This is a genomic window from Lysobacter brunescens (genome assembly GCF_042677005.1).
Lineage (GTDB): Bacteria > Pseudomonadota > Gammaproteobacteria > Xanthomonadales > Xanthomonadaceae > Lysobacter_I > Lysobacter_I brunescens.
Genome location: NZ_JBHTIF010000001.1, coordinates 2,386,527 through 2,404,090 on the forward strand (window position 1 = coordinate 2,386,527; position 17,564 = coordinate 2,404,090).

The following is a 17,564-nucleotide window of genomic DNA, read 5'->3' on the forward strand; positions in this document are numbered from 1 at the left end:
GGCCTTCGCGCTGGGTGACGGCCGCGCTCTGCGCGCTGGCCGTCCTGGCGCCGCTGTCGCTGTGGGCCTCGAACCTGCCCGCCATCGCTGCCTGGCCGCTTGCGGTCCTCGCCAGCGGCTGGGCCGGATGGTCGGCATGGCGCCATGCGCGCATCGTACCGCTGTCGATCGTGGTCCCGGCGGAGGGCGACGTCACCGTGGCGGGACAGGTCGTGCACGGCTTCGACATCACCTGGCGCGGCGCATTGGCCTTCCTGTCCTGGCGCGACGGGGCAGGGCAGGGCCATCGGCTCGCACTCTGGCCGGATGTCCTCGCCCCCGCAACGCGGCGTGAACTGCGCCTGGTCGCGGCCGCGCGCGCCGCTGTGCGAATCGGCGGGCCGGTGGCACCATAGCCCGGACCCCTCGACGCACTCTCATGCTCAGACCCCTGTCCGTCGCCATCGGCCTGCGCTATCTCCGCGCAAAGCGCCGCAACGGTTTCATCTCCTTCATCTCGTTCGCGTCGATGCTCGGCATCGCGCTCGGCGTGGCCGCACTGATCACCACGCTGGCGGTGATGAGCGGTTTCCAGCGCGAGATCCGCGACCGCATGCTGCAGATGGCCGCGCACGCCACCATCACCGCCGACGGTGAGCCCATGCTCGACTGGGCCCGGGCCGTGACCGAGGCGAAGAAGGATCCGCGCGTCGCCGGTGCGGCGCCCTACGTCGAGCGCCCCGTGATGCTGCAGGGACCGCGCGAGGAAGGTGCGCTGCTGCGCGGCATCGATCCCGCGCAGGAGGCCACGGTCTCGGTGATCGCCGCGAAGATGGTCGATGGCGCCTCGCTGCAGACCCTCAAGCCCGGCGCCTTCAACATCGTGCTCGGCCGCGAGCTCGCCCTCTGGCTCGGCGTGGGCGTCGGCGACTCCGTGATGGTGTACACGCCCGAATTCCAGAGCACGCCGGTGGGCGCCGTGCCGCGCATCAAGCGTTTCACGGTAACCGGGCTGTTCGAGGTCGGCCATCAGGAATTCGACCGCAACCTCGCCGTCATCCACGTCGCCGACGCACAGCGCCTGCTGCGCATGGGCGAGGGCGTGACCGGCGTGCGCCTGAAGCTGCACGACATGAACCTGGCCTTCGATGTCGCCCACGACCTCGCCTGGCGCCTGAAGGGCGTGTACCGGGTCAGCGACTGGACGCGCGAGAACGCCAACATGTTCCGCGCGCTCAAGCTGGAGAAGACGATGATGGCGATCCTGCTGTCGCTGATTATCCTGATGGGCGCGTTCACCCTGGTGAATTCGCTGGTGATGCTGGTCACCGACAAGCAGGCCGACATCGCGATCCTGCGCACGCTGGGCCTGACGCCGTTCGGCGTGATGCAGGTCTTCATCGTCCAGGGCTCGTTGATCGGCATCATCGGCACGGTCTCGGGCGTGGTCGGCGGCATCCTGCTCACCCTCAACCTCGAGAACATCCTGCGTGCCATCGAACGCCTGTTCCGGGTCGAGCTGATGCCGGCGGACGTGTACTACATCACCGGCCTGCCGACCGAGCTGAGCGCGTCGGACGTGGGCCTGATCGCGCTGGTCGCGCTGGTCATGTCCTTCCTCGCCACCCTCTATCCTGCGCGCCGCGCCGCGCGCACGGCCCCGGCGGAGGCGCTGCGCTATGAATGAGCGGACGATCGCGGCGACGACCTCGGCCGACGGCTGCGTGCTGCGCGCCGAATCGCTGTCGATGACCTACGCCGAGGGCAAGCTGCGCACGCCGGTGTTCGCAGGCCTCGACCTCGCGGTCCGTGCCGGCGAGACCGTGGCGATCGTCGGCGCTTCCGGTGCGGGCAAGAGCACCCTGCTGCATCTGCTGGGCGGCCTGGATACGCCGACTGCCGGCGAAGTGCATGTCGCCGGCCATCGCATGAGCGCGCTCTCGGACGCCGAGCGCGGGCGCCTGCGCAACCGCGCGCTCGGCTTCGTCTACCAGTTCCATCACCTGCTGCCGGAATTCACCGCGCTGGAGAACGTGATGCTGCCCGTGCTGCTGGCAGGCGGCGCGAATGGCGAGGCGGACCGGCGCGCGCGCGATCTGCTTACTGCGGTGGGATTGGGCCATCGGCTCGAACACAAACCCGGCGAACTCTCGGGCGGCGAGCGCCAGCGCGCAGCGGTCGCCCGGGCCCTCGTCAACCGCCCCGCCTGCGTGCTCGGCGACGAGCCCACAGGCAATCTCGACGAGAAGACCGCTGCGTCGGTGTTCGAGTTGATGCTCTCGCTCAACCGCGAGCAGGGCACCAGCCTGGTGCTGGTGACCCATGATCGCGAGCTGGCGCATCGCCTCGATCGCGTCCTCGAATTGCACGAAGGCCGTCTGCGGCAGGTGGGCTGAGCGCTCCGGGTCTCGACTGGCCCGCGCCCTCGGCACGCAATACACGCGGATCGTTTCAACTGCAACCACGCCGCTCCGGGTCGCAGGCCCGCGACCGCTGCGTCGGGCGATACGCATGCGTCCGGTTCCTTGACCCGTCGCATCGGATCGGGATATGTTCCATTCACGCAGCCATGGATGCGATCTCCTGGCGTGTCGCCGGCTTTCGGATGCGGCGGATCGCACGGCATCAGGGGAGCGCAATCGGGTGAAGTCAACAAGGACGCCGTCGGTTCCGGATCACGGACCGGGCTGGCGGAGATCGGTGCAGAAAGGGGGCCTGATCCAACGTGACAACAGGGATTCCGTGGAGACCCTCAGGGCCGTACCGGCACTGGTGCCATTCCTTCCAGACGTTTTCACCGGGCGCGCCGAGCGCTGCCCGGGGCCTGCGCGTCCGCGCGCGGTCGCAGCCATTCTCCGCCTTGCCCGGCCCGTGCCGGGGCAGGGCGGTCGTCGCACTCAATCTTCCAGAACTCCATCCGGGTGGCGTGTGAAACCTACGATCTCGATCCTCACCAAGTTCCTGCTCGTCCTCGCGGCCGTGGTCGCGCTGTCCAGCTGCGCGACGCGTCCTGCGCCCGACTTCGGCGGCCGCTGGAAGAACATCAACCGCTTCTCCGAGGAAACCCAGGCGATCCCGCTGCAGGACACCTACCTGTTCTACGCATCGCCGATGGACGGCACGCTCAAGGCGATGCTCGAGCGCTGGGCCAAGGATTCGAACATGGTCCTGACCTACCGCCATCCGATGGACTACACCCTGCACAGCGCGGTGGCCGAGATCCGCACTCCGAGCCTGCAGGAAGCCGTGTCCCAGCTCAATGCGGCTTTCGCAGCGCAGCAGGTCTCGGTGGGCGTGAGCGGCGACGAGATCGTCGTCCGCGTGTCGTCCGGCGGCGCCACGACGCCCTGATCGGGCGCCGCGCCGGTCCGTCCGGCGCAACGGCGACAGCACGCATTCCCCCAACCCAATCGGTCCACAGGCTCCGCTCATGTTCGGCAAGCAGAAAAACACGGCCCAGGTGGAAAACACCGCCGCCAAGGGCATCAACTTCGAAGTGACCATCGCGGACATCGCCCGGCGAAGCGAGAAACGCGCATGGACGGTGGCGACGGTCGCCGTCGTGATCGTCCTCATCATGCTCGGCGGCTTCATCTACATCCTGCCGCTGAAGAAGGAAGTCCCGTACCTGATCCTCGCCGATGCCTATACCGGCCAGGCCACGGTCGCGACCCTGCGCGGCGACTTCACCAGCAAGAACAGCATCACCGCCAGCGAAGCGGTCAACCGCGCGAACATCGCCCAGTACATCACCGCGCGCGAGTCCTTCGACGTGGCCATGATGACCCTGCGCGACTGGGAGCTGGTGCACGTGATGTCCTCGCCCGACGTCCGCGCCGGCTACAGCGCCACCCATGCGCGCACCAACCCGGAAAGCCCGTTCAAGCTCTACGGCAAGGACAAGGCGGTCCGCGTGAAGATCCTCAGCATGCAGCTGGAGCGTCGCGGCCAGGGTGAGAACGCGCGTACCAGCGCGACCGTGCGCTTCCAGCGCGTGCTGTACGACAAGCGCAGCGGCGACACCAAGCCGCTGGACAGCAAGATCGCGCGCATGGAGTTCACCTACAAGCCGAATCTCGAGATGAACGAGAAGCAGCGCTACAACAATCCGCTGGGCTTCCAGGTCGTCGAGTACACGGTCGACAACGACTACGCTGCTTCGCCGCCGGTCGAGAACCCGGTGAGCGCAGCACCGCAGGCCCCGGGTGCCGGTTATCCGGTCCAGGGCGCCGTGCCGGGCCAGCCTTATCCCGGTCAGCCCGTTCCGGGCCAGCCGATGCCGGGCCAGCCCTATCCGGGCCAGCCGATGCAGGGTCAGCCGGTCCAGGGCCAGCAGGTGCCGGGTCAGCCGATGCCGGGCCAGCAGCAGATTCCGGCCGCGCCCGACTTCGGCCTGCCGGGCGGCGCCGCGCCGCAGCAGTATCCCGCCGCGCCCGCCGGCACCGTTCCGGCCGGTCAGCCGCAAGCCCCCAATCAAGTCAATGGAGTAGGCACCCGATGAGTCGCTTGCATCGCTCTTGCTATGCGGTCCTGCTGTGCGTGCTGGCGTCGATGACGCTGGCGATGCCGGCGTTCGCACAGGTCATCGTCGAATACGAATACGAACCCGACCGCATCTACGAGGTGCGCACCGGCCTGGGCATCACTACCCAGATCGAACTGAGCCCGAGCGAGGAGATCCTCGACTACAGCACCGGCTTCAATTCGGGCTGGGAGCTCAACCGTCGCGACAACGTCTTCTACCTCAAGCCCAAGAACGTCGACGTTGACACCAACATGATGGTGCGCACCGCCACGCACTCGTACCTGTTCGAGCTCAAGGTCGTCGCCACCGACTGGACCGCGCTGGAACAGGCCAAGCGCGCCGGCGTGCACTACAAGATCACCTTCAGCTATCCGAACAACACGTCCTTCTCCGCGGCGGAGGCCGAGGCCAAGGACGGCGCGCCCAAGCCGCGCGAAAGCGAACTGGACATCCGCCTCGACAAGACGCGTCCGTACTACTTCGACTATTCGTATTCGACCCGCACCAAGAACAAGTGGCTGATCCCGGTCAACGTCTACGACGACGGCCAGTTCACCTACATCCGCCTGGCCAACATCAACCGGTTCCCCTCGGGCGACTTCCCGGCCGTGTTCGGCCGCGAGCGCGAGGGTGGCGAGGATTTCCTCGTGAACACCACGGTCGATAACGGGGTGCTCGTCGTCCACGGTACTTATCCCTTCCTGGTCCTCCGTCACGGGAAGAACGTCGTCGGTCTGCGTAGGAACAAGCACAAGTGAACCAGAATCTGCCGCCGAACAGCCCCGGGCAGGCCGGGGAATACTCCTCCGACGATCAGCAGGGCAGCAATCCGTACTACGCGGCCCAGCAGCAGGCACCGCAGAACCAGCCGAACCTGGATGCCGGTGCGCCGCAGCTGAAGACGGTGGAATCCCAGAGCGTCAATCGCAAGGCGCTGATGTTCCTCGCGGGCATCGTGGCCCTGCTGATCCTCATGACCCTGGTCGTGATGAAGGGCTTCATGTCCGACAAGGAAGAGGAAGTCGCCAAGCCGAAGAAGGAAGAGGTCGTCATTCCCGACCTGCCCAAGAGCCCCGGTGGCACCGGTCCCGATTTTGCCGATGTCCAGGAGCCCCAGCCGGTGCCGGTGCAGGAACTGCCCCCGCTGCCGCCGCAGGAGCCCGTGCAGGAGCGCGATCCCCGGCGTGACGCCGCCGCTGCCGAGGCCGGTCCGCCCGAGCCGCGTGGCCCGACGCTCGCCGAGCGCCGCATGGGCATGGTCGACAGCGGCGGTCGCGGCGGTGGCGCCGGTCCCGGCGGCATGCCGCAGACGTCGCCCTACCTGCAGGCCGTGCTCGATGCCCAGGCCGCGCAGCAGAACGCCAACGCGCCTGCGCAGGCGATGCCGGCGAGCGAGACCAAGCAGCTCGTCGCCCAGTACCTGCGCAATCCCGACACGCTGATGGTGCGCGGCACCTACATCCGCTGCGTGCTGGAGACCCGCATCGTCACCGATTACGCCGGCTACACCTCCTGCATCATCACCGAGCCGGTGTACTCCATCAACGGACGCCACCTGCTGCTGCCGAAGGGCTCGAAGGCCCTCGGCCGCTACGAAGGCGAGCCGAACGGCCCGCGCGTCGCGGTGGTGTGGGATCGCGTCACCACGCCGAACGGACTGGACGTGATCCTCGAAGGTCCGGGCGTGGACAACCTGGGCGGTGCCGGTCATCCGGGCGACTACAACGGCCACTGGTTCAGCAAGATGAGCTCGGCCCTGTTCATCAGCATGATCAGCGACGCCTTCAAGTACGCCGCCGCGAAGAACGGCCCGGTCACCACCACCACAGGTGTCGGCAGCGGTACCGTCGTGGAGCAGCCGTTCGAGAGCAATACGGCGCGCACGATGGAGCGTCTCGCCAATCAGGCGCTGACCAAGGCGGCCCAGCGTCCCGCCACGGTCACCATCAACCAGGGCACCGTGCTGAACATCTACGTCGCCAAGGACGTCGATTTCTCGGGCGTGGTCAGGAGCCGCTGATCCCGCCATCGATCCCGCAGCAGCGGGCCCGTTCGGGCCTGTCTGCTTCAACGGGGTCGGCACACCTCGAAAAGCGATCGCGCAAGCGGTCGTTTTTCGTTCCGGGGCACGCCATTCCAGGCTGCCAGCCACCCGCACGCTTGCCAGCTGCACGGCCTGCGCCGACGACAGGTTCCGCATGGACATCGACAATTCACCCATCGCCAACGTCTCCAACGACTTCCTCGAATACCAGTACAGCGTGCTGGGCATCCTGGAGTACATGTCGTCGCCGGAAGTGACGGAAATCTGCATCAACAAGCCGGGCGAGCTGTACCTGGAAACCAATGCCGGCTGGAAGCGCATCGAGGTGCCTTCGCTGACTTTCGAGCGTGCCCGCCAGTTCTGCACCGCGGTGGTGAACGAGAGCAACACCGGCCAGCGCATCACCGACGTCGACCCGGTCGTCTCGCTGACCTTTCCGACGGGACAGCGCGCCCAGTTCGTGATTCCGCCGGCCTGCGACGTGGGCAAGGTCTCGATCACCATCCGACTGCCGGCCAAGCGCAACTTCACCCTGCAGAGCTACGAGGAGAGCGGCTTCTTCAAGCAGATCCTCGAAGGCGCGCCGGAAGTCAGCGACCACGACAAGGAGCTGCTGGAACTGCGCGCAGAGCGCAACTATGCGGAGTTCTTCAAGAAATCGGTGGCGTACAAGAAGAACATCGTCGTCGCCGGCGCGACTGGCAGCGGCAAGACCACCTTCATGAAGTCGCTGGTCGGGCACATCCCGCACGAAGAGCGACTGGTGACCATCGAGGACGCGCGCGAGCTGTTCATCGAGCAGCCGAACATCGTCCACCTGCTGTATTCCAAGGGCGGGCAGAGCGCGGCGAACGTCACTGCGAAGAGCTGCATGGAGGCCTGCCTTCGCATGAAGCCGGACCGCATCATCCTGGCCGAGTTGCGCGGCGACGAAGCCTTCTATTTCATCCGGAACTGCGCCTCCGGCCATCCCGGTTCGATCACCAGCTGCCACGCCGGCAGCACCGCGCAGACCTGGGATCAGCTCGCGCTCATGGTCAAGGCCTCGAACGAGGGCTCGGGCCTGGAGTTCTCGGTCATCAAGCGCCTGCTGATGCTGACCATCGACATCGTGGTCCACATCAAGGCCCATGCCGGCCGCCGCTACATCACCGGCATCGATTTCGACCCGCGCCGTTCGCTGGGCCTGGCCGGCAGCGAGTAAGCCGCCCGTCCAATGGCGCGCGCCGCTTCAGTCGCGGCGCTGCGCCAGCGTGGCGCGATCGTCCGCGTCGATGCGGATGTCCATCCTTCGGTCGAATTCGTCTTCGGCCATCGGCGCAACCGGGCAGGCGCACAATGCGCCGGCCAGTTCGGGAATGGTGTTGCTGTGGCCGACCACCAGCACCGTGCCCGTCCGGTGCGATGCGCGCAGTTGCCGTGCGAATTCGACTGCGGGCATGCCGGCATCATGGGTGCGCACATCAAGCCCATGCGATCGCGCGGTCGGCGCGGCGGTCAGCTGCGTGCGTCGATAGGCTGTCGCGTAGGCGGCCACCACATGTTGCTTCGCGAGCGATTCCGCGAGTCGATTCGCGCGCGCCATGCCGGCGTCGCTGAGCGTCGGATCCTTCGGGTCGTCCTTCGCCTTTTCGGCGTGGCGCACGAGCACGAACACCACGCCTTGGGCTTCCGTTTGTGCAGCGCGCTCGGTCGGCATCGCGCAGCCTGTCGCAGCGAGCACCAGCAGGATGCCCAGCAGCGTGGCGATGCGGTTCATGCGTTCGGCCTCAGCGCGGTGAACAGGCCACGCGCGGCCTGCATCCGGGTGGCGGCATCGGGCAGGTCGAGGGTGATCTTCAGTTTGTCCGGGCCGTCCATGCGGTAGTGCTTCGGCTGGCCCTGGATCAGGCGGATCACCGACATCGGATCGACATGGGGCTTCTCGACGAACTGGATGCGGCCGCCGGTTGCGCCGAGGTCGAGCTTGCGCACGCCCAGTGCGGTGGCATCGAGCTTGAGTTCGGAGACCGCGAACAGATGCTTGGTGGCATCGGGCAGCAGGCCGAAGCGGTCGATCATCTCCACCTGCAGCTCGCGCAGCCTGTCGGCGTCGCGCGCGCTGCTGATGCGCTTGTACAGCGTCAGGCGCGTGTGCACGTCCGGCAGGTAATCCTCGGGGATCAAGGTCGGGATGTTCAGTTCGACGACGGCGCCGCGCTGCTCGTCGAGATCCAGGCCCAGCTGGTCCACGCCGGGCAGCTTGCCCTGCTTGATGCTGCGCACAGCGCGTTCCAGCAGTTCGGTGTACAGCGAGAAGCCGACCTCCGACATCTGGCCGCTCTGGTCCTCGCCGAGCAGTTCGCCCGCGCCGCGGATTTCCAGGTCGTGCGTGGACAGCGTGAAGCCCGCGCCGAGTTCGTCCATCGAGGCGATCGCTTCGAGGCGTTTCTTCGCGTCGGCGGTGATGCTGCGACCATCGGGCACGACGAGATAGGCATAGGCGCGATGGTGCGAACGACCGACGCGGCCGCGCAGCTGGTGCAGCTGCGCGAGGCCGAACTTGTCGGCGCGGTTGATGATGATGGTGTTGGCGTTCGGGATGTCGATGCCCGATTCCACGATCGTCGAGCACAGCAGCACGTTGAAACGCTGCTTGTGGAAGTCGAGCATCACCTTTTCCAGCTCGCGTTCGGGCATCTGGCCGTGGGCGATGCCGATGCGCGCGTCCGGCACCAGCGCTTCCAGTTCGCGCTGCATGCGGCCGATGCTTTCCACGTCGTTGTGCAGGAAGTAGACTTGGCCACCGCGCGCCAGCTCGCGCTGGAAGGCTTCGCGCAGCTGCTCGTCGTCCCAGGGCACGACGAAGGTCTGCACCGCGAGGCGGTGCGCGGGCGGCGTCGCGATGATCGACAGGTCGCGCAGGCCGGTCATCGCCATGTTCAGCGTGCGCGGAATCGGCGTCGCGGTCAGCGTGAGCAGATGCACGTCGGCGCGCAGCGCCTTCAATGCCTCCTTCTGGCGCACGCCGAAGCGCTGCTCTTCGTCGACGATGACCAGGCCGAGGTCCTTGAACTTCACATCCGGCTGCAGCAGGCGATGCGTGCCGACGATCACGTCGATGCGCCCGTCGGCGACCTTCTCCAGCTCGGCCTTGATCTCCTTGGTCGACTTGAAGCGCGACAGCACCTCGACCTTGAGCGGCCAGTCGGCGAAGCGATCGCGCATCGTCCGGTAGTGCTGCTCGGCGAGCAGGGTGGTCGGCACCAGCACCGCGACCTGCTTGCCGCTGATCGCCGCCGCGAAGGCCGCACGCACCGCGACCTCGGTCTTGCCGAAGCCCACGTCGCCGCAGACCACGCGATCCATCGGCCGCGAAGAGGACAGGTCGCGCAGCACCGCTTCGATCGCGGCGAGCTGGTCGGGCGTCTCCTCGAAGGGGAAGGTCGCCGCGAACGGTTCGTACACGGTGCGGTCGATGTCCAGCGCGAGGCCGGCGCGCGCGTGGCGTTTGGCCTGGATTTCGAGCAGTTCGGCGGCGACGTCGCGGACCTTCTCGGCGGCCTTCTTCTTCGCCTTGCTCCAGGCTTCGCCGCCCAGCGAGTGCAGCGGTGCAGTGTCGGGATTCGCGCCGGAGTAGCGGCTGACCAGGTGCAGCTGCGTCACCGGCACGTACAGCCGGTCGCCCTTGGCGTATTCGATGTCGAGGTATTCGCCGGTCTGGCCGCCGGCCTCCAGCGTCACGAGTCCGCGATAGCGGCCGACACCGTGGTCCTCGTGCACCACCGGCGCGCCTTCGCTCAGTTCGCCGAGGTCGCGGATGATCGCTTCCGGCTCGCGGCCAGCGCGCTTGCGGCGGCGCGGCTGCGCGGCGCGCTCGGGGAAGAGCTGGCGCTCGGTCAGCACCGTCCACGGCGCGGCGTCGTCCACGGCGAAGCCGTTGTCCAGCGCCGCGACCACGATGCACAGCCGCTCGGCGGATGCCGCGAATTCGTCGAAGCGCGTCAGTACCTGCGCGCGCAGGTCGGCCGACTGCAGGATGTCGATCAGCGCCTCGCGACGACCCGCGGAGTCGGCCGCGATCAGCACGCGGCCGGGATAGGCGCCGAGGAAGGATTTCAGCGCCGCCGCCGGTTCGGCGTCCTTTGCCATGAGCGGCAGGTCGGGCGCGGGCTGCGAGCCCAGCGGCAGGGCGTCGTCGCGGCGCGGATGCGCTTCGCCGCACAGTTCGATGCGCCGGCCTTCGTTGAGGCGTTCGCGCAGCGCGTCCGGCGGCAGGTACAGCTCGGCCGGCGGCAGCAGCGGGCGTTCGATGTCGTGCCGTCGTTGCTCGTAGCGATCGCCGGTGCTGCGCCAGAACTGGTCGGCGGCGTCCATCGCGCCATCGCCGAGCACCGGCATCGCGTTCGCGGGCAGGTAGTCGAACAGCGTCGCGGTCTTCTCGAAGAACAGCGGCAGGTAGTACTCGATGCCCGAGGTCGCGATGCCGGCCTTCAGGTCCTGGTACAGGCCGCTGCGCCGGGTGTCGATGTCGAAGCGGTCGCGCAGCGTCGAGAGCGCGCGCTCCAGCGCGCTGCCTTCCAGCGGCACCTCGCGGCCGGGCAGCATCTGCACGGACTGGTACTTCTCCAGCGAACGCTGGCTTTCCGGGTCGAAGGCGCGGATCGATTCGATCTCGTCGTCCAGCAGCTCGATGCGGTACGGCTCCTCGGCGCCCATCGGGTAGATGTCGAGCAGGCCGCCGCGCACCGCGAAATCGCCCGGATCGAACACCTGCGGCACGTTGCGGTAACCCGCGCCTTCGAGGCGGCGCTTCTCGGCATCCATGTCCAGCCGGCGGCCGACCGCCACGTCGAAGCTGCCGCCGACGATGTGCGACAGCGGTGCGAGGCGCTGCATGAGCGTCTGCACCGGCACCACGACGACACCCTGTTTCAGCGTCGGCAGCCGGTGCAGCGCGGCGAGGCGCTGCGACACGATGTCCGGGTGCGGGCTGAACTGGTCGTAGGGCAGGGTTTCCCAGTCGGGAAAGGGCACCACGGGCACGGCGGCGAGATCGCCGATCAGCGTGCGCAGGTCGTGTTCGAGCTGGTGGGCGGCGTGGTTGTCGCGGGCGACGACCAGCAGCGGGCCGTCGTGCGCGCGGGCGACGCCGGCGAGGGTCCAGGCGAGGGCGCTGGGGCTGGCGGGCAGGCGCCACCAGGCGCGCGACTGGCCGGGCTTGGGCAGCAGGGCCGAGGAGGAAGCGGAAACGGGCACGTGCGGATGGGGGCGGGATTTCCGGTGGGCCGCTAGGTTAGAGCGTGCGACCGGCATTGTCACAGGCAGGCGCTGCCGGGAACGGGCCTGTTGCCGGCGGACGCGGACAGGCAGGCGGGGCGCGCGCTCTGCCATGATGGCGACGCCGGCGCTGCGCCGGTCGATCCCGTCGAGCCGGGACGCGGGGCGCCAGGCCGGCGGGATGGATGCATCCATCACCCGTTCGCCCCCATCACAAGGAGTAGACAGTGAAGGCAAGTCTCCGGATTCCGTTCGTTCGTCGCGTGCTGCTGACCGGCACGTTCGCCGCGGTGCTGTCGGCCTCGGCCGCGGCGCTGGCCTACTGGCCCTGGGAAACGATCACCGTCACCAGCCACTACGATGCCAACGGCGCGCTCGTCGGCGTGGAGGCGGTCGGTGCCTGCGGTTTCCCGCTGGTCGGGGAGCGTGGCGCCACCAGCAGCCAGCAGACCTACACCTGCGACGATCTCGACGAGATCCCGCTGCCGTTCTGAGGGACGTGCCGGGCCGGGCCGCATGCCTGGCCCGGCATGACGGCTTCAGGCGTCGCCGGACTGTTTCGCGGCAGGTGCGCGCAGGTCCAGGCTCACGCGCACCAGGCCGGGGTCTTCTGCGTGCTCGCGATGGAAGCCCAGCGACAGCGCCAGCGCGATCATCGCGGTGTTGTGCTCCAGCACGTCGCCGTAGAGCCGGTCCAGGCCCTTGCGCCGGGCCCATCGCACCAGCCGGCGCATCAGGTGCCGTCCCAGGCCCATGCCGCTGATGAAGTGGCTCACGAGGATGGCGAATTCGGCCTCCCGCGTGCCCGGCGTGATCGCGACCCGGGCCACCGCGCCGATCAGCGCCTCGCCTGGCGGGTAGGGTTCGGCGGCGACGAGGGCGAATTCGGTCTCCGGATCGGGTTTCGCCAGCCGCGCGGCGGTTTCCGGCGTCAGTTCCTTGATCGCATAGAGAAACCGCTGGCGGATCTCTTCGGGATGCAGGAGCGCGAACCCGGCGCGCAGCACTTCCGCGTCTTCGGGGCGGATCGGACGGATCAGCACCTCGCGGCCGTTGGGCAGCCGCTTGTGTTCGTGCCAGGGCGGGAGACGGTCTCCGGTCTTCACGCGGGCATCTTCGCACAGTCGGTCCGGCGGTATGCTCTGCGCATGAACAGCAAGCAACTGCGCGCATGGGTCGGTGCCTGGCCCGGCGTCACCGAAGACATCAAGTGGGACACCAATCGCGTGTTCTCGGTCGGCGGGAAGATGTTCTGCGTGATCGACGCCTCGCCGGCAGACGAGAACGCCAGCGGTGGATTGAGCTTCAAGGTCGACGACGACCGCTTCCTCGAACTCACCGACCGCCCGGGCATCCTCCCTGCGCCCTACCTGGCACGCGCGAAGTGGATCTGCCTCGCCGAGCCCGGTGCGATGCGCGATGCCGAGCTGAAGCCCCTGCTGCGCCGCAGCTACGAGCTGGTGAGCGCGAAGCTGACGAAGGCGAAGCAGCGCGAACTCGGCGAGGGTTGATCCGCACCGCGTGCATCTCTGCTTTTGCACAGCGGATCGAAGATCCGCTGCAGGCTTCCCGCGAGCCTTTGAATCTGCGGTTGCGGTGGTGGGGCGAGCTTCGGTGAGGCTGCAGCGGAGTTGCGCTCCGCTCTGCAGAACCGTGTCACTCCAGGAAGATCAGCCATGCGGCGACCACGATCAGGCCGAAGCCGGCCCAGTGGTTCCACTTCAGGGGCTGGTCGAGGAACCACGCCGAGAACCCGGCGAAGACCAGCAGGGTGATCACTTCCTGCATGCCCTTGAGCTGGGGCGCCGAGTAGACCGCGCTGCCCCAGCGGTTGGCCGGGACCATCAGCATGTACTCGAACAGTGCGATGCCCCAGCTCGCTGCGATGGCGACCGGCAGCGGCGAGGACTTGTACTTGAGGTGCCCGTACCAGGCGAAGGTCATGAAGATGTTCGAGCACAGCAGCAGGACGATGGGCAGCAGGCGATCCAGGGGCAGGGACATGGGGGGCTCTTCGTGGAGGGGGCGTTGCGGGCTTTGGCGGCACGCTGGGCCGCACAGTGAACGTGCGATGATGCGCGGCCATGTCCGGACCGCCAAGGCCGACCGTGCGGATGCCGTCGCAACCCGCCATGCCGGGAACCCGGCGCGCGCATGCCCGGTCAACCACTGGCGCCCCGGTGCGTTCCCGACCACTCGATCCGCGTCCGCAGACCCCAGCCGCCCATGCCCGCACAACGCAAACGCCCGCTTGCCCTGATCATCGTCCCCGTCGTCGTCGCTCTCGCCGCTGCCGGGTGGTACTGGAAGGGCCGGGGAGGCGACGAGGCGCAGAAATTCCGCACCGCTGCAGTCGAGCAGGGCGACATCCGCGTCGCGATCTCGGCCACCGGCAACCTCAGCGCGCTGTCCACGGTCGACGTGGGCAGCGAGGTGTCCGGCAAGGTGACCGAGGTGCTGGTCGACTTCAACGACCGCGTCGAGAAGGGCCAGGTCATCGCCCGCATCGATCCCGACACCTTCGAGGCCCAGATCGAACAGGGCAATGCGGCCATCGCCAACGCACGCGCCAGCCTGCAGACCGCGCGCGCCAACCTCCGCAACGCCGAACTCGACTACGGCCGCAAGGCCGAACTGGTCGGCCAGAAGCTGATCGCACGCGGCGACCTCGACCAGGCCCTGGCGGCGCGCGACCAGGCGCGTGCCCAGGTCGCCTCGGCCGAGGCGCAGATCCGCCAGCAGACCGCATCGGCGCAGAACGCCCATCTCAACCTCGCCCGTACCGTCATCCGCTCGCCGGTCAACGGCGTGGTGCTGGCGCGTTCGGTGGAACCCGGTCAGACCGTCGCCGCCAGCCTGCAGGCGCCGGTGCTGTTCAAGATCGCCGAGGACCTGTCGCAGATGGAGATCGTCCTCGCCGTCGACGAATCCGACATTGGCCAGGTCAAGCCGGCGCAGGCCGTCAGCTTCACCGTCGATGCCTTCCCGGATCGCCGTTTCAAGGGCCAGGTGCGCCAGGTGCGCCTGTCGTCCACCAACACCAGCAACGTCATCACCTATCCGGTGGTGGTGTCGGTCGACAACAGCGACCAGACCCTGCTGCCGGGCATGACCGCGAACGCCGAGATCGAAGTCAGCCGTCGCGACAACGTCCTGAAGGTGCCGAACGCCGCAATGCGCTTCAAGCCGCCGGTCGACGAGGCTGCAGCCGAGCAGCAACAGGGCGCGCAGCGCGGCGGCGGCATGAGCGACGAACTGCCGAAGCTCGTCGCGACGCTGAAGCTCGATGTGAACCAGCAGGCCGCGTTCGACGCGGCGCTGGCGAAGATGCGCGAACGCATCGCCGCGCGCACCGCCGCGCCGCCGCAGGGCAGCAATGCGCCGAACCTGTTCGGCCGTGGCCCCGGCGGTCCGCAGTCCGGCGGCAACCGTGGCGCCGGCAACGCCAGCGGCGCGATGCGCCAGCGCATGCTCGAACGCTTCAACCAGCAGTTCGGCGAGTTCCGCGCCACCCTGCGCGACGACCAGCGTGCGCAGTGGGAGCGTGCCGTCAACGAACTGATCGGCGCGCGCCGTGCCCCGGTCTACGTGCTCGCGGAGGGCAAGCCCAAGCCGGTCCTGGTCCGCGTGGGCGCCTCCGATGGCAGCAGCACCGAGATCATCGGCGACCTGAAGCCCGGCGACCAGGTGATCGTCGGCGTGCAGGCGGCGGAGCCGGCCAAGTGAGTGCAGTCGTCGCCAATCCGGCCGCGCGCCCGGCCGCGCATCCGGTCATCGAAACGCGCGCGCTCAGCAAGGTCTATTCGCAGGGCACCGAAGCCGAGGTCGTCGCGCTCAAGGGCATCGACCTGCGCATCGAGCATGGCGAGTTCGTCGCGATCATGGGGCCGTCGGGCTCGGGCAAGTCGACGCTGATGAACCTGATCGGCTGTCTCGACACGCCATCGTCGGGCACCTATCTGTGCGATGGCGTCGATGTCGCCACGCTCGATGCCGAGGAGCGCGCGGTCCTGCGTCGCGACAAGATCGGTTTCGTGTTCCAGGGCTTCAACCTGCTGGCGCGGATGAGCGCGCTGGACAACGTGGCGATGCCGCTGAGCTATGCGCGCACGCCGGTCGCCGAGCGTCGCCGTCGCGCGTCCGAGGCGCTGGCCGCGGTCGGTCTGGGCGAGCGCATGCACCACAAACCCAGCGAGCTGTCCGGCGGCCAGCAGCAGCGCGTGGCGATCGCGCGCGCACTGATCCACCAGCCGCCGATCATCATGGCCGACGAGCCGACCGGTGCGCTCGATTCGCGCACCGGGCAGGAGATCCTCGCCCTGTTCGAGCGCCTGCGCAGCGAAGGCCACACGATCATCCTCATCACCCACGATGCCGAAGTCGCCGCGCACGCGAACCGCACCTGCGTCATGCGCGACGGCGAGCTGCACGACAGCGATCCGCAGGCCGGCCACGCGCACGTGGAGGCGAAGGCATGAGCGCCGCACACGCCTCTCCAGCAGGCGGCATGACCCTGCTCGAAGTGCTGCGCACCGCCGTGCACGCGCTGCGCGGCAACTGGCTGCGCAGCGCGCTGACCTCGCTGGGCGTGATCATCGGCATCGCTGCGGTCATCGTCATGGTCTCGGTCGGCCAGGGCACGCAGGCGGAGATCGAGAAGATCGTCTCCGGCCTCGGCTCGCAGCGACTGGACATCAATCCCGGCGCCGGCCGCGGCTTCGGCGGCGTGCGCACCGGCAGCGGCAATTTCTTCACGCTCACCGAAGAAGACGCCGATGCGATCCGCCGCGAAGTGCCCGGCGTGCAGTACGTCAGCTCGCTGCTGCGCGGCGGCTCGCAGGTGATCTATGCCGAGAACAACTGGTCGACGAGTTGGCAGGGCGTCGAGCCGGACTGGTTCGCGATCAACGGCTGGGAGATCGCCAGCGGCCCGGGCTTCGAGTCCGGCGACTACGGCGGCGGCAAGTCCGCGATCATCGGAGAGACCGTGCGCCGCGAGCTGTTCGGCGAGGAAGAGGCGGTCGGCCAGACCATCCGCATCGGCCGCGTGCCGTTCACCGTGGTCGGCACGCTCAAGTCGAAAGGGCAGGGCGGTTTCGGCCAGGATCAGGACGACCTGGTGGTGATTCCCCTGGAGACCGCGCGCCGTCGCATGAACACCAACAGTTTCCTCTCCGCCGGGTCTGTCCAGCAGATCGCGGTCGGCGTGTCGGATCCGGACGCGCTGTCGACCGCGCAGGCCGAGATCGAAGCCCTGCTGCGCCAGCGCCACAAGATCCAGCCTGGTGCCGAGGACGATTTCAACGTGCGCAACCTCGCCGAGATCGTCGCGACGCGCACGCAGACGACCAAGCTGATGTCGTGGCTGCTCGGCGCGGTCGCCGGCATTTCGCTGATCGTCGGCGGCATCGGCATCATGAACATCATGCTGGTGTCGGTGACCGAGCGCATCCGCGAGATCGGCCTGCGCATGGCCGTGGGCGCGGGCCCGCGCGACATCCGTCGCCAGTTCCTCGCCGAGGCCATGCTGATTTCGCTCATCGGCGGCATCATCGGCATCGCGATCGGCGTGGTCGGCGCGCTCGCGGTCAGCAAGATCGGCGCGCTGCCGGTCGCGCTGAACAGCCAGGTCATCGGTCTCGCTGCCGGCTTCTCCATCGCCACCGGCCTGTTCTTCGGCTACTACCCGGCCAGCAAGGCCGCGAAGCTCGACCCGATCGAGGCGCTGCGGCAGCAGTAGGCCCCGTGGCACGGACG

General features: G+C 68.1%; 17 protein-coding genes. 13 read left to right on the forward strand and 4 right to left on the reverse strand.

All coding sequences use genetic code 11. From position 1 onward, the window contains the following. Positions 1–14 precede the first annotated feature (14 nt). The 8 genes from ACFQ0E_RS10505 (at position 15) to virB11 (ending at position 7,752) form a co-directional block, all read left to right on the forward strand. Positions 15–395: a hypothetical protein gene (locus tag ACFQ0E_RS10505; RefSeq protein ID WP_386823598.1), complete on the forward strand. Its 381-nt coding sequence runs from the start codon at positions 15–17 to the stop codon at positions 393–395. A 23-nt stretch (positions 396–418) separates the two neighbouring features. Beyond that, on the forward strand, positions 419–1,666 hold the full coding sequence (locus ACFQ0E_RS10510) for a lipoprotein-releasing ABC transporter permease subunit (RefSeq protein WP_386823599.1): 1,248 nt from the start codon (positions 419–421) through the stop codon (positions 1,664–1,666). Then, complete coding sequence (gene lolD, locus ACFQ0E_RS10515; RefSeq protein WP_386823600.1) at positions 1,659–2,375, forward strand: lipoprotein-releasing ABC transporter ATP-binding protein LolD; 717 nt, start codon at positions 1,659–1,661, stop codon at positions 2,373–2,375. Before ACFQ0E_RS10510 ends, lolD begins: the two co-directional genes overlap by 8 nt. A 532-nt stretch (positions 2,376–2,907) precedes the next feature. After that, positions 2,908–3,330, forward strand: a complete 423-nt coding sequence (locus tag ACFQ0E_RS10520) for a hypothetical protein (RefSeq protein WP_386823601.1) — start codon at positions 2,908–2,910, stop codon at positions 3,328–3,330. 79 nt (positions 3,331–3,409) lie between these two features. Beyond that, entirely contained in the window at positions 3,410–4,480 is a 1,071-nt protein-coding gene (locus tag ACFQ0E_RS10525) for a virB8 family protein (RefSeq protein ID WP_386823602.1), read from the forward strand. 50 nt (positions 4,481–4,530) lie between these two features. Continuing rightward, a complete protein-coding gene (locus ACFQ0E_RS10530; protein WP_386824109.1) occupies positions 4,531–5,262 on the forward strand; it encodes a TrbG/VirB9 family P-type conjugative transfer protein in 732 nt (243 codons plus the stop codon). Continuing rightward, on the forward strand, positions 5,259–6,524 hold the full coding sequence (locus ACFQ0E_RS10535; protein WP_386823603.1) for a TrbI/VirB10 family protein: 1,266 nt from the start codon (positions 5,259–5,261) through the stop codon (positions 6,522–6,524). The genes ACFQ0E_RS10530 and ACFQ0E_RS10535 overlap by 4 nt, the downstream gene beginning before the upstream one ends. 178 nt (positions 6,525–6,702) lie before the next feature. After that, positions 6,703–7,752 carry a P-type DNA transfer ATPase VirB11 gene (gene virB11, locus ACFQ0E_RS10540; protein WP_386823604.1) on the forward strand — a complete coding sequence of 350 codons (1,050 nt, stop codon included), beginning with the start codon at positions 6,703–6,705 and terminating at the stop codon, positions 7,750–7,752. Between the two features lie 27 nt (positions 7,753–7,779). Here the strand turns inward: virB11 and ACFQ0E_RS10545 are convergent, their stop codons facing one another. Together ACFQ0E_RS10545 and mfd are read right to left on the reverse strand one after the other, a co-directional pair. After that, positions 7,780–8,307 carry a SixA phosphatase family protein gene (locus tag ACFQ0E_RS10545; RefSeq protein WP_386823605.1) on the reverse strand — a complete coding sequence of 176 codons (528 nt, stop codon included), beginning with the start codon at positions 8,305–8,307 and terminating at the stop codon, positions 7,780–7,782. Continuing rightward, positions 8,304–11,786 (reverse strand): transcription-repair coupling factor, encoded by a 3,483-nt coding sequence (gene mfd, locus ACFQ0E_RS10550; protein ID WP_386823606.1) that lies wholly within the window; start codon positions 11,784–11,786, stop codon positions 8,304–8,306. Before mfd ends, ACFQ0E_RS10545 begins: the two co-directional genes overlap by 4 nt. Positions 11,787–12,034: 248 nt before the next feature. Here mfd and ACFQ0E_RS10555 point away from each other — a divergent pair, with 248 nt between their 5' ends. Further along, positions 12,035–12,301 (forward strand): hypothetical protein, encoded by a 267-nt coding sequence (locus ACFQ0E_RS10555; protein ID WP_386823607.1) that lies wholly within the window; start codon positions 12,035–12,037, stop codon positions 12,299–12,301. 45 nt (positions 12,302–12,346) lie between these two features. On the opposite strand, the gene ACFQ0E_RS10560 is transcribed toward ACFQ0E_RS10555, so the two are convergent. Beyond that, positions 12,347–12,913 carry a GNAT family N-acetyltransferase gene (locus tag ACFQ0E_RS10560; RefSeq protein WP_386823608.1) on the reverse strand — a complete coding sequence of 189 codons (567 nt, stop codon included), beginning with the start codon at positions 12,911–12,913 and terminating at the stop codon, positions 12,347–12,349. Between the two features lie 42 nt (positions 12,914–12,955). Here ACFQ0E_RS10560 and ACFQ0E_RS10565 point away from each other — a divergent pair, with 42 nt between their 5' ends. After that, complete coding sequence (locus ACFQ0E_RS10565; RefSeq protein ID WP_386823609.1) at positions 12,956–13,318, forward strand: MmcQ/YjbR family DNA-binding protein; 363 nt, start codon at positions 12,956–12,958, stop codon at positions 13,316–13,318. A 145-nt stretch (positions 13,319–13,463) separates the two neighbouring features. Here the strand turns inward: ACFQ0E_RS10565 and ACFQ0E_RS10570 are convergent, their stop codons facing one another. Further along, a complete protein-coding gene (locus tag ACFQ0E_RS10570; protein ID WP_386823610.1) occupies positions 13,464–13,811 on the reverse strand; it encodes a DMT family protein in 348 nt (115 codons plus the stop codon). Between the two features lie 222 nt (positions 13,812–14,033). Here ACFQ0E_RS10570 and ACFQ0E_RS10575 point away from each other — a divergent pair, with 222 nt between their 5' ends. Genes ACFQ0E_RS10575 through ACFQ0E_RS10585 form a run of 3 tightly spaced genes read left to right on the forward strand, consistent with a single transcriptional unit; the run spans position 14,034 to position 17,547 of the window. After that, entirely contained in the window at positions 14,034–15,533 is a 1,500-nt protein-coding gene (locus ACFQ0E_RS10575; protein WP_386823611.1) for an efflux RND transporter periplasmic adaptor subunit, read from the forward strand. Beyond that, complete coding sequence (locus ACFQ0E_RS10580; protein WP_386823612.1) at positions 15,530–16,285, forward strand: ABC transporter ATP-binding protein; 756 nt, start codon at positions 15,530–15,532, stop codon at positions 16,283–16,285. Before ACFQ0E_RS10575 ends, ACFQ0E_RS10580 begins: the two co-directional genes overlap by 4 nt. Continuing rightward, entirely contained in the window at positions 16,282–17,547 is a 1,266-nt protein-coding gene (locus ACFQ0E_RS10585) for an ABC transporter permease (protein ID WP_386823613.1), read from the forward strand. The genes ACFQ0E_RS10580 and ACFQ0E_RS10585 overlap by 4 nt, the downstream gene beginning before the upstream one ends. Positions 17,548–17,564: the final 17 nt, after the last annotated feature.

Coding starts and splice junctions, on each gene's coding strand:
- ACFQ0E_RS10510 (WP_386823599.1), top strand. CDS start 419: ATGCTCAGACCCCTGTCCGTCGCCATCGGCCTGCGCTATCTCCGCGCA.
- lolD (WP_386823600.1), top strand. CDS start 1,659: ATGAATGAGCGGACGATCGCGGCGACGACCTCGGCCGACGGCTGCGTG.
- ACFQ0E_RS10525 (WP_386823602.1), top strand. CDS start 3,410: ATGTTCGGCAAGCAGAAAAACACGGCCCAGGTGGAAAACACCGCCGCC.
- ACFQ0E_RS10530 (WP_386824109.1), top strand. CDS start 4,531: ATGACGCTGGCGATGCCGGCGTTCGCACAGGTCATCGTCGAATACGAA.
- virB11 (WP_386823604.1), top strand. CDS start 6,703: ATGGACATCGACAATTCACCCATCGCCAACGTCTCCAACGACTTCCTC.
- ACFQ0E_RS10545 (WP_386823605.1), bottom strand. CDS start 8,307: ATGAACCGCATCGCCACGCTGCTGGGCATCCTGCTGGTGCTCGCTGCG.
- ACFQ0E_RS10565 (WP_386823609.1), top strand. CDS start 12,956: ATGAACAGCAAGCAACTGCGCGCATGGGTCGGTGCCTGGCCCGGCGTC.
- ACFQ0E_RS10570 (WP_386823610.1), bottom strand. CDS start 13,811: ATGTCCCTGCCCCTGGATCGCCTGCTGCCCATCGTCCTGCTGCTGTGC.
- ACFQ0E_RS10575 (WP_386823611.1), top strand. CDS start 14,034: ATGCCCGCACAACGCAAACGCCCGCTTGCCCTGATCATCGTCCCCGTC.
- ACFQ0E_RS10585 (WP_386823613.1), top strand. CDS start 16,282: ATGAGCGCCGCACACGCCTCTCCAGCAGGCGGCATGACCCTGCTCGAA.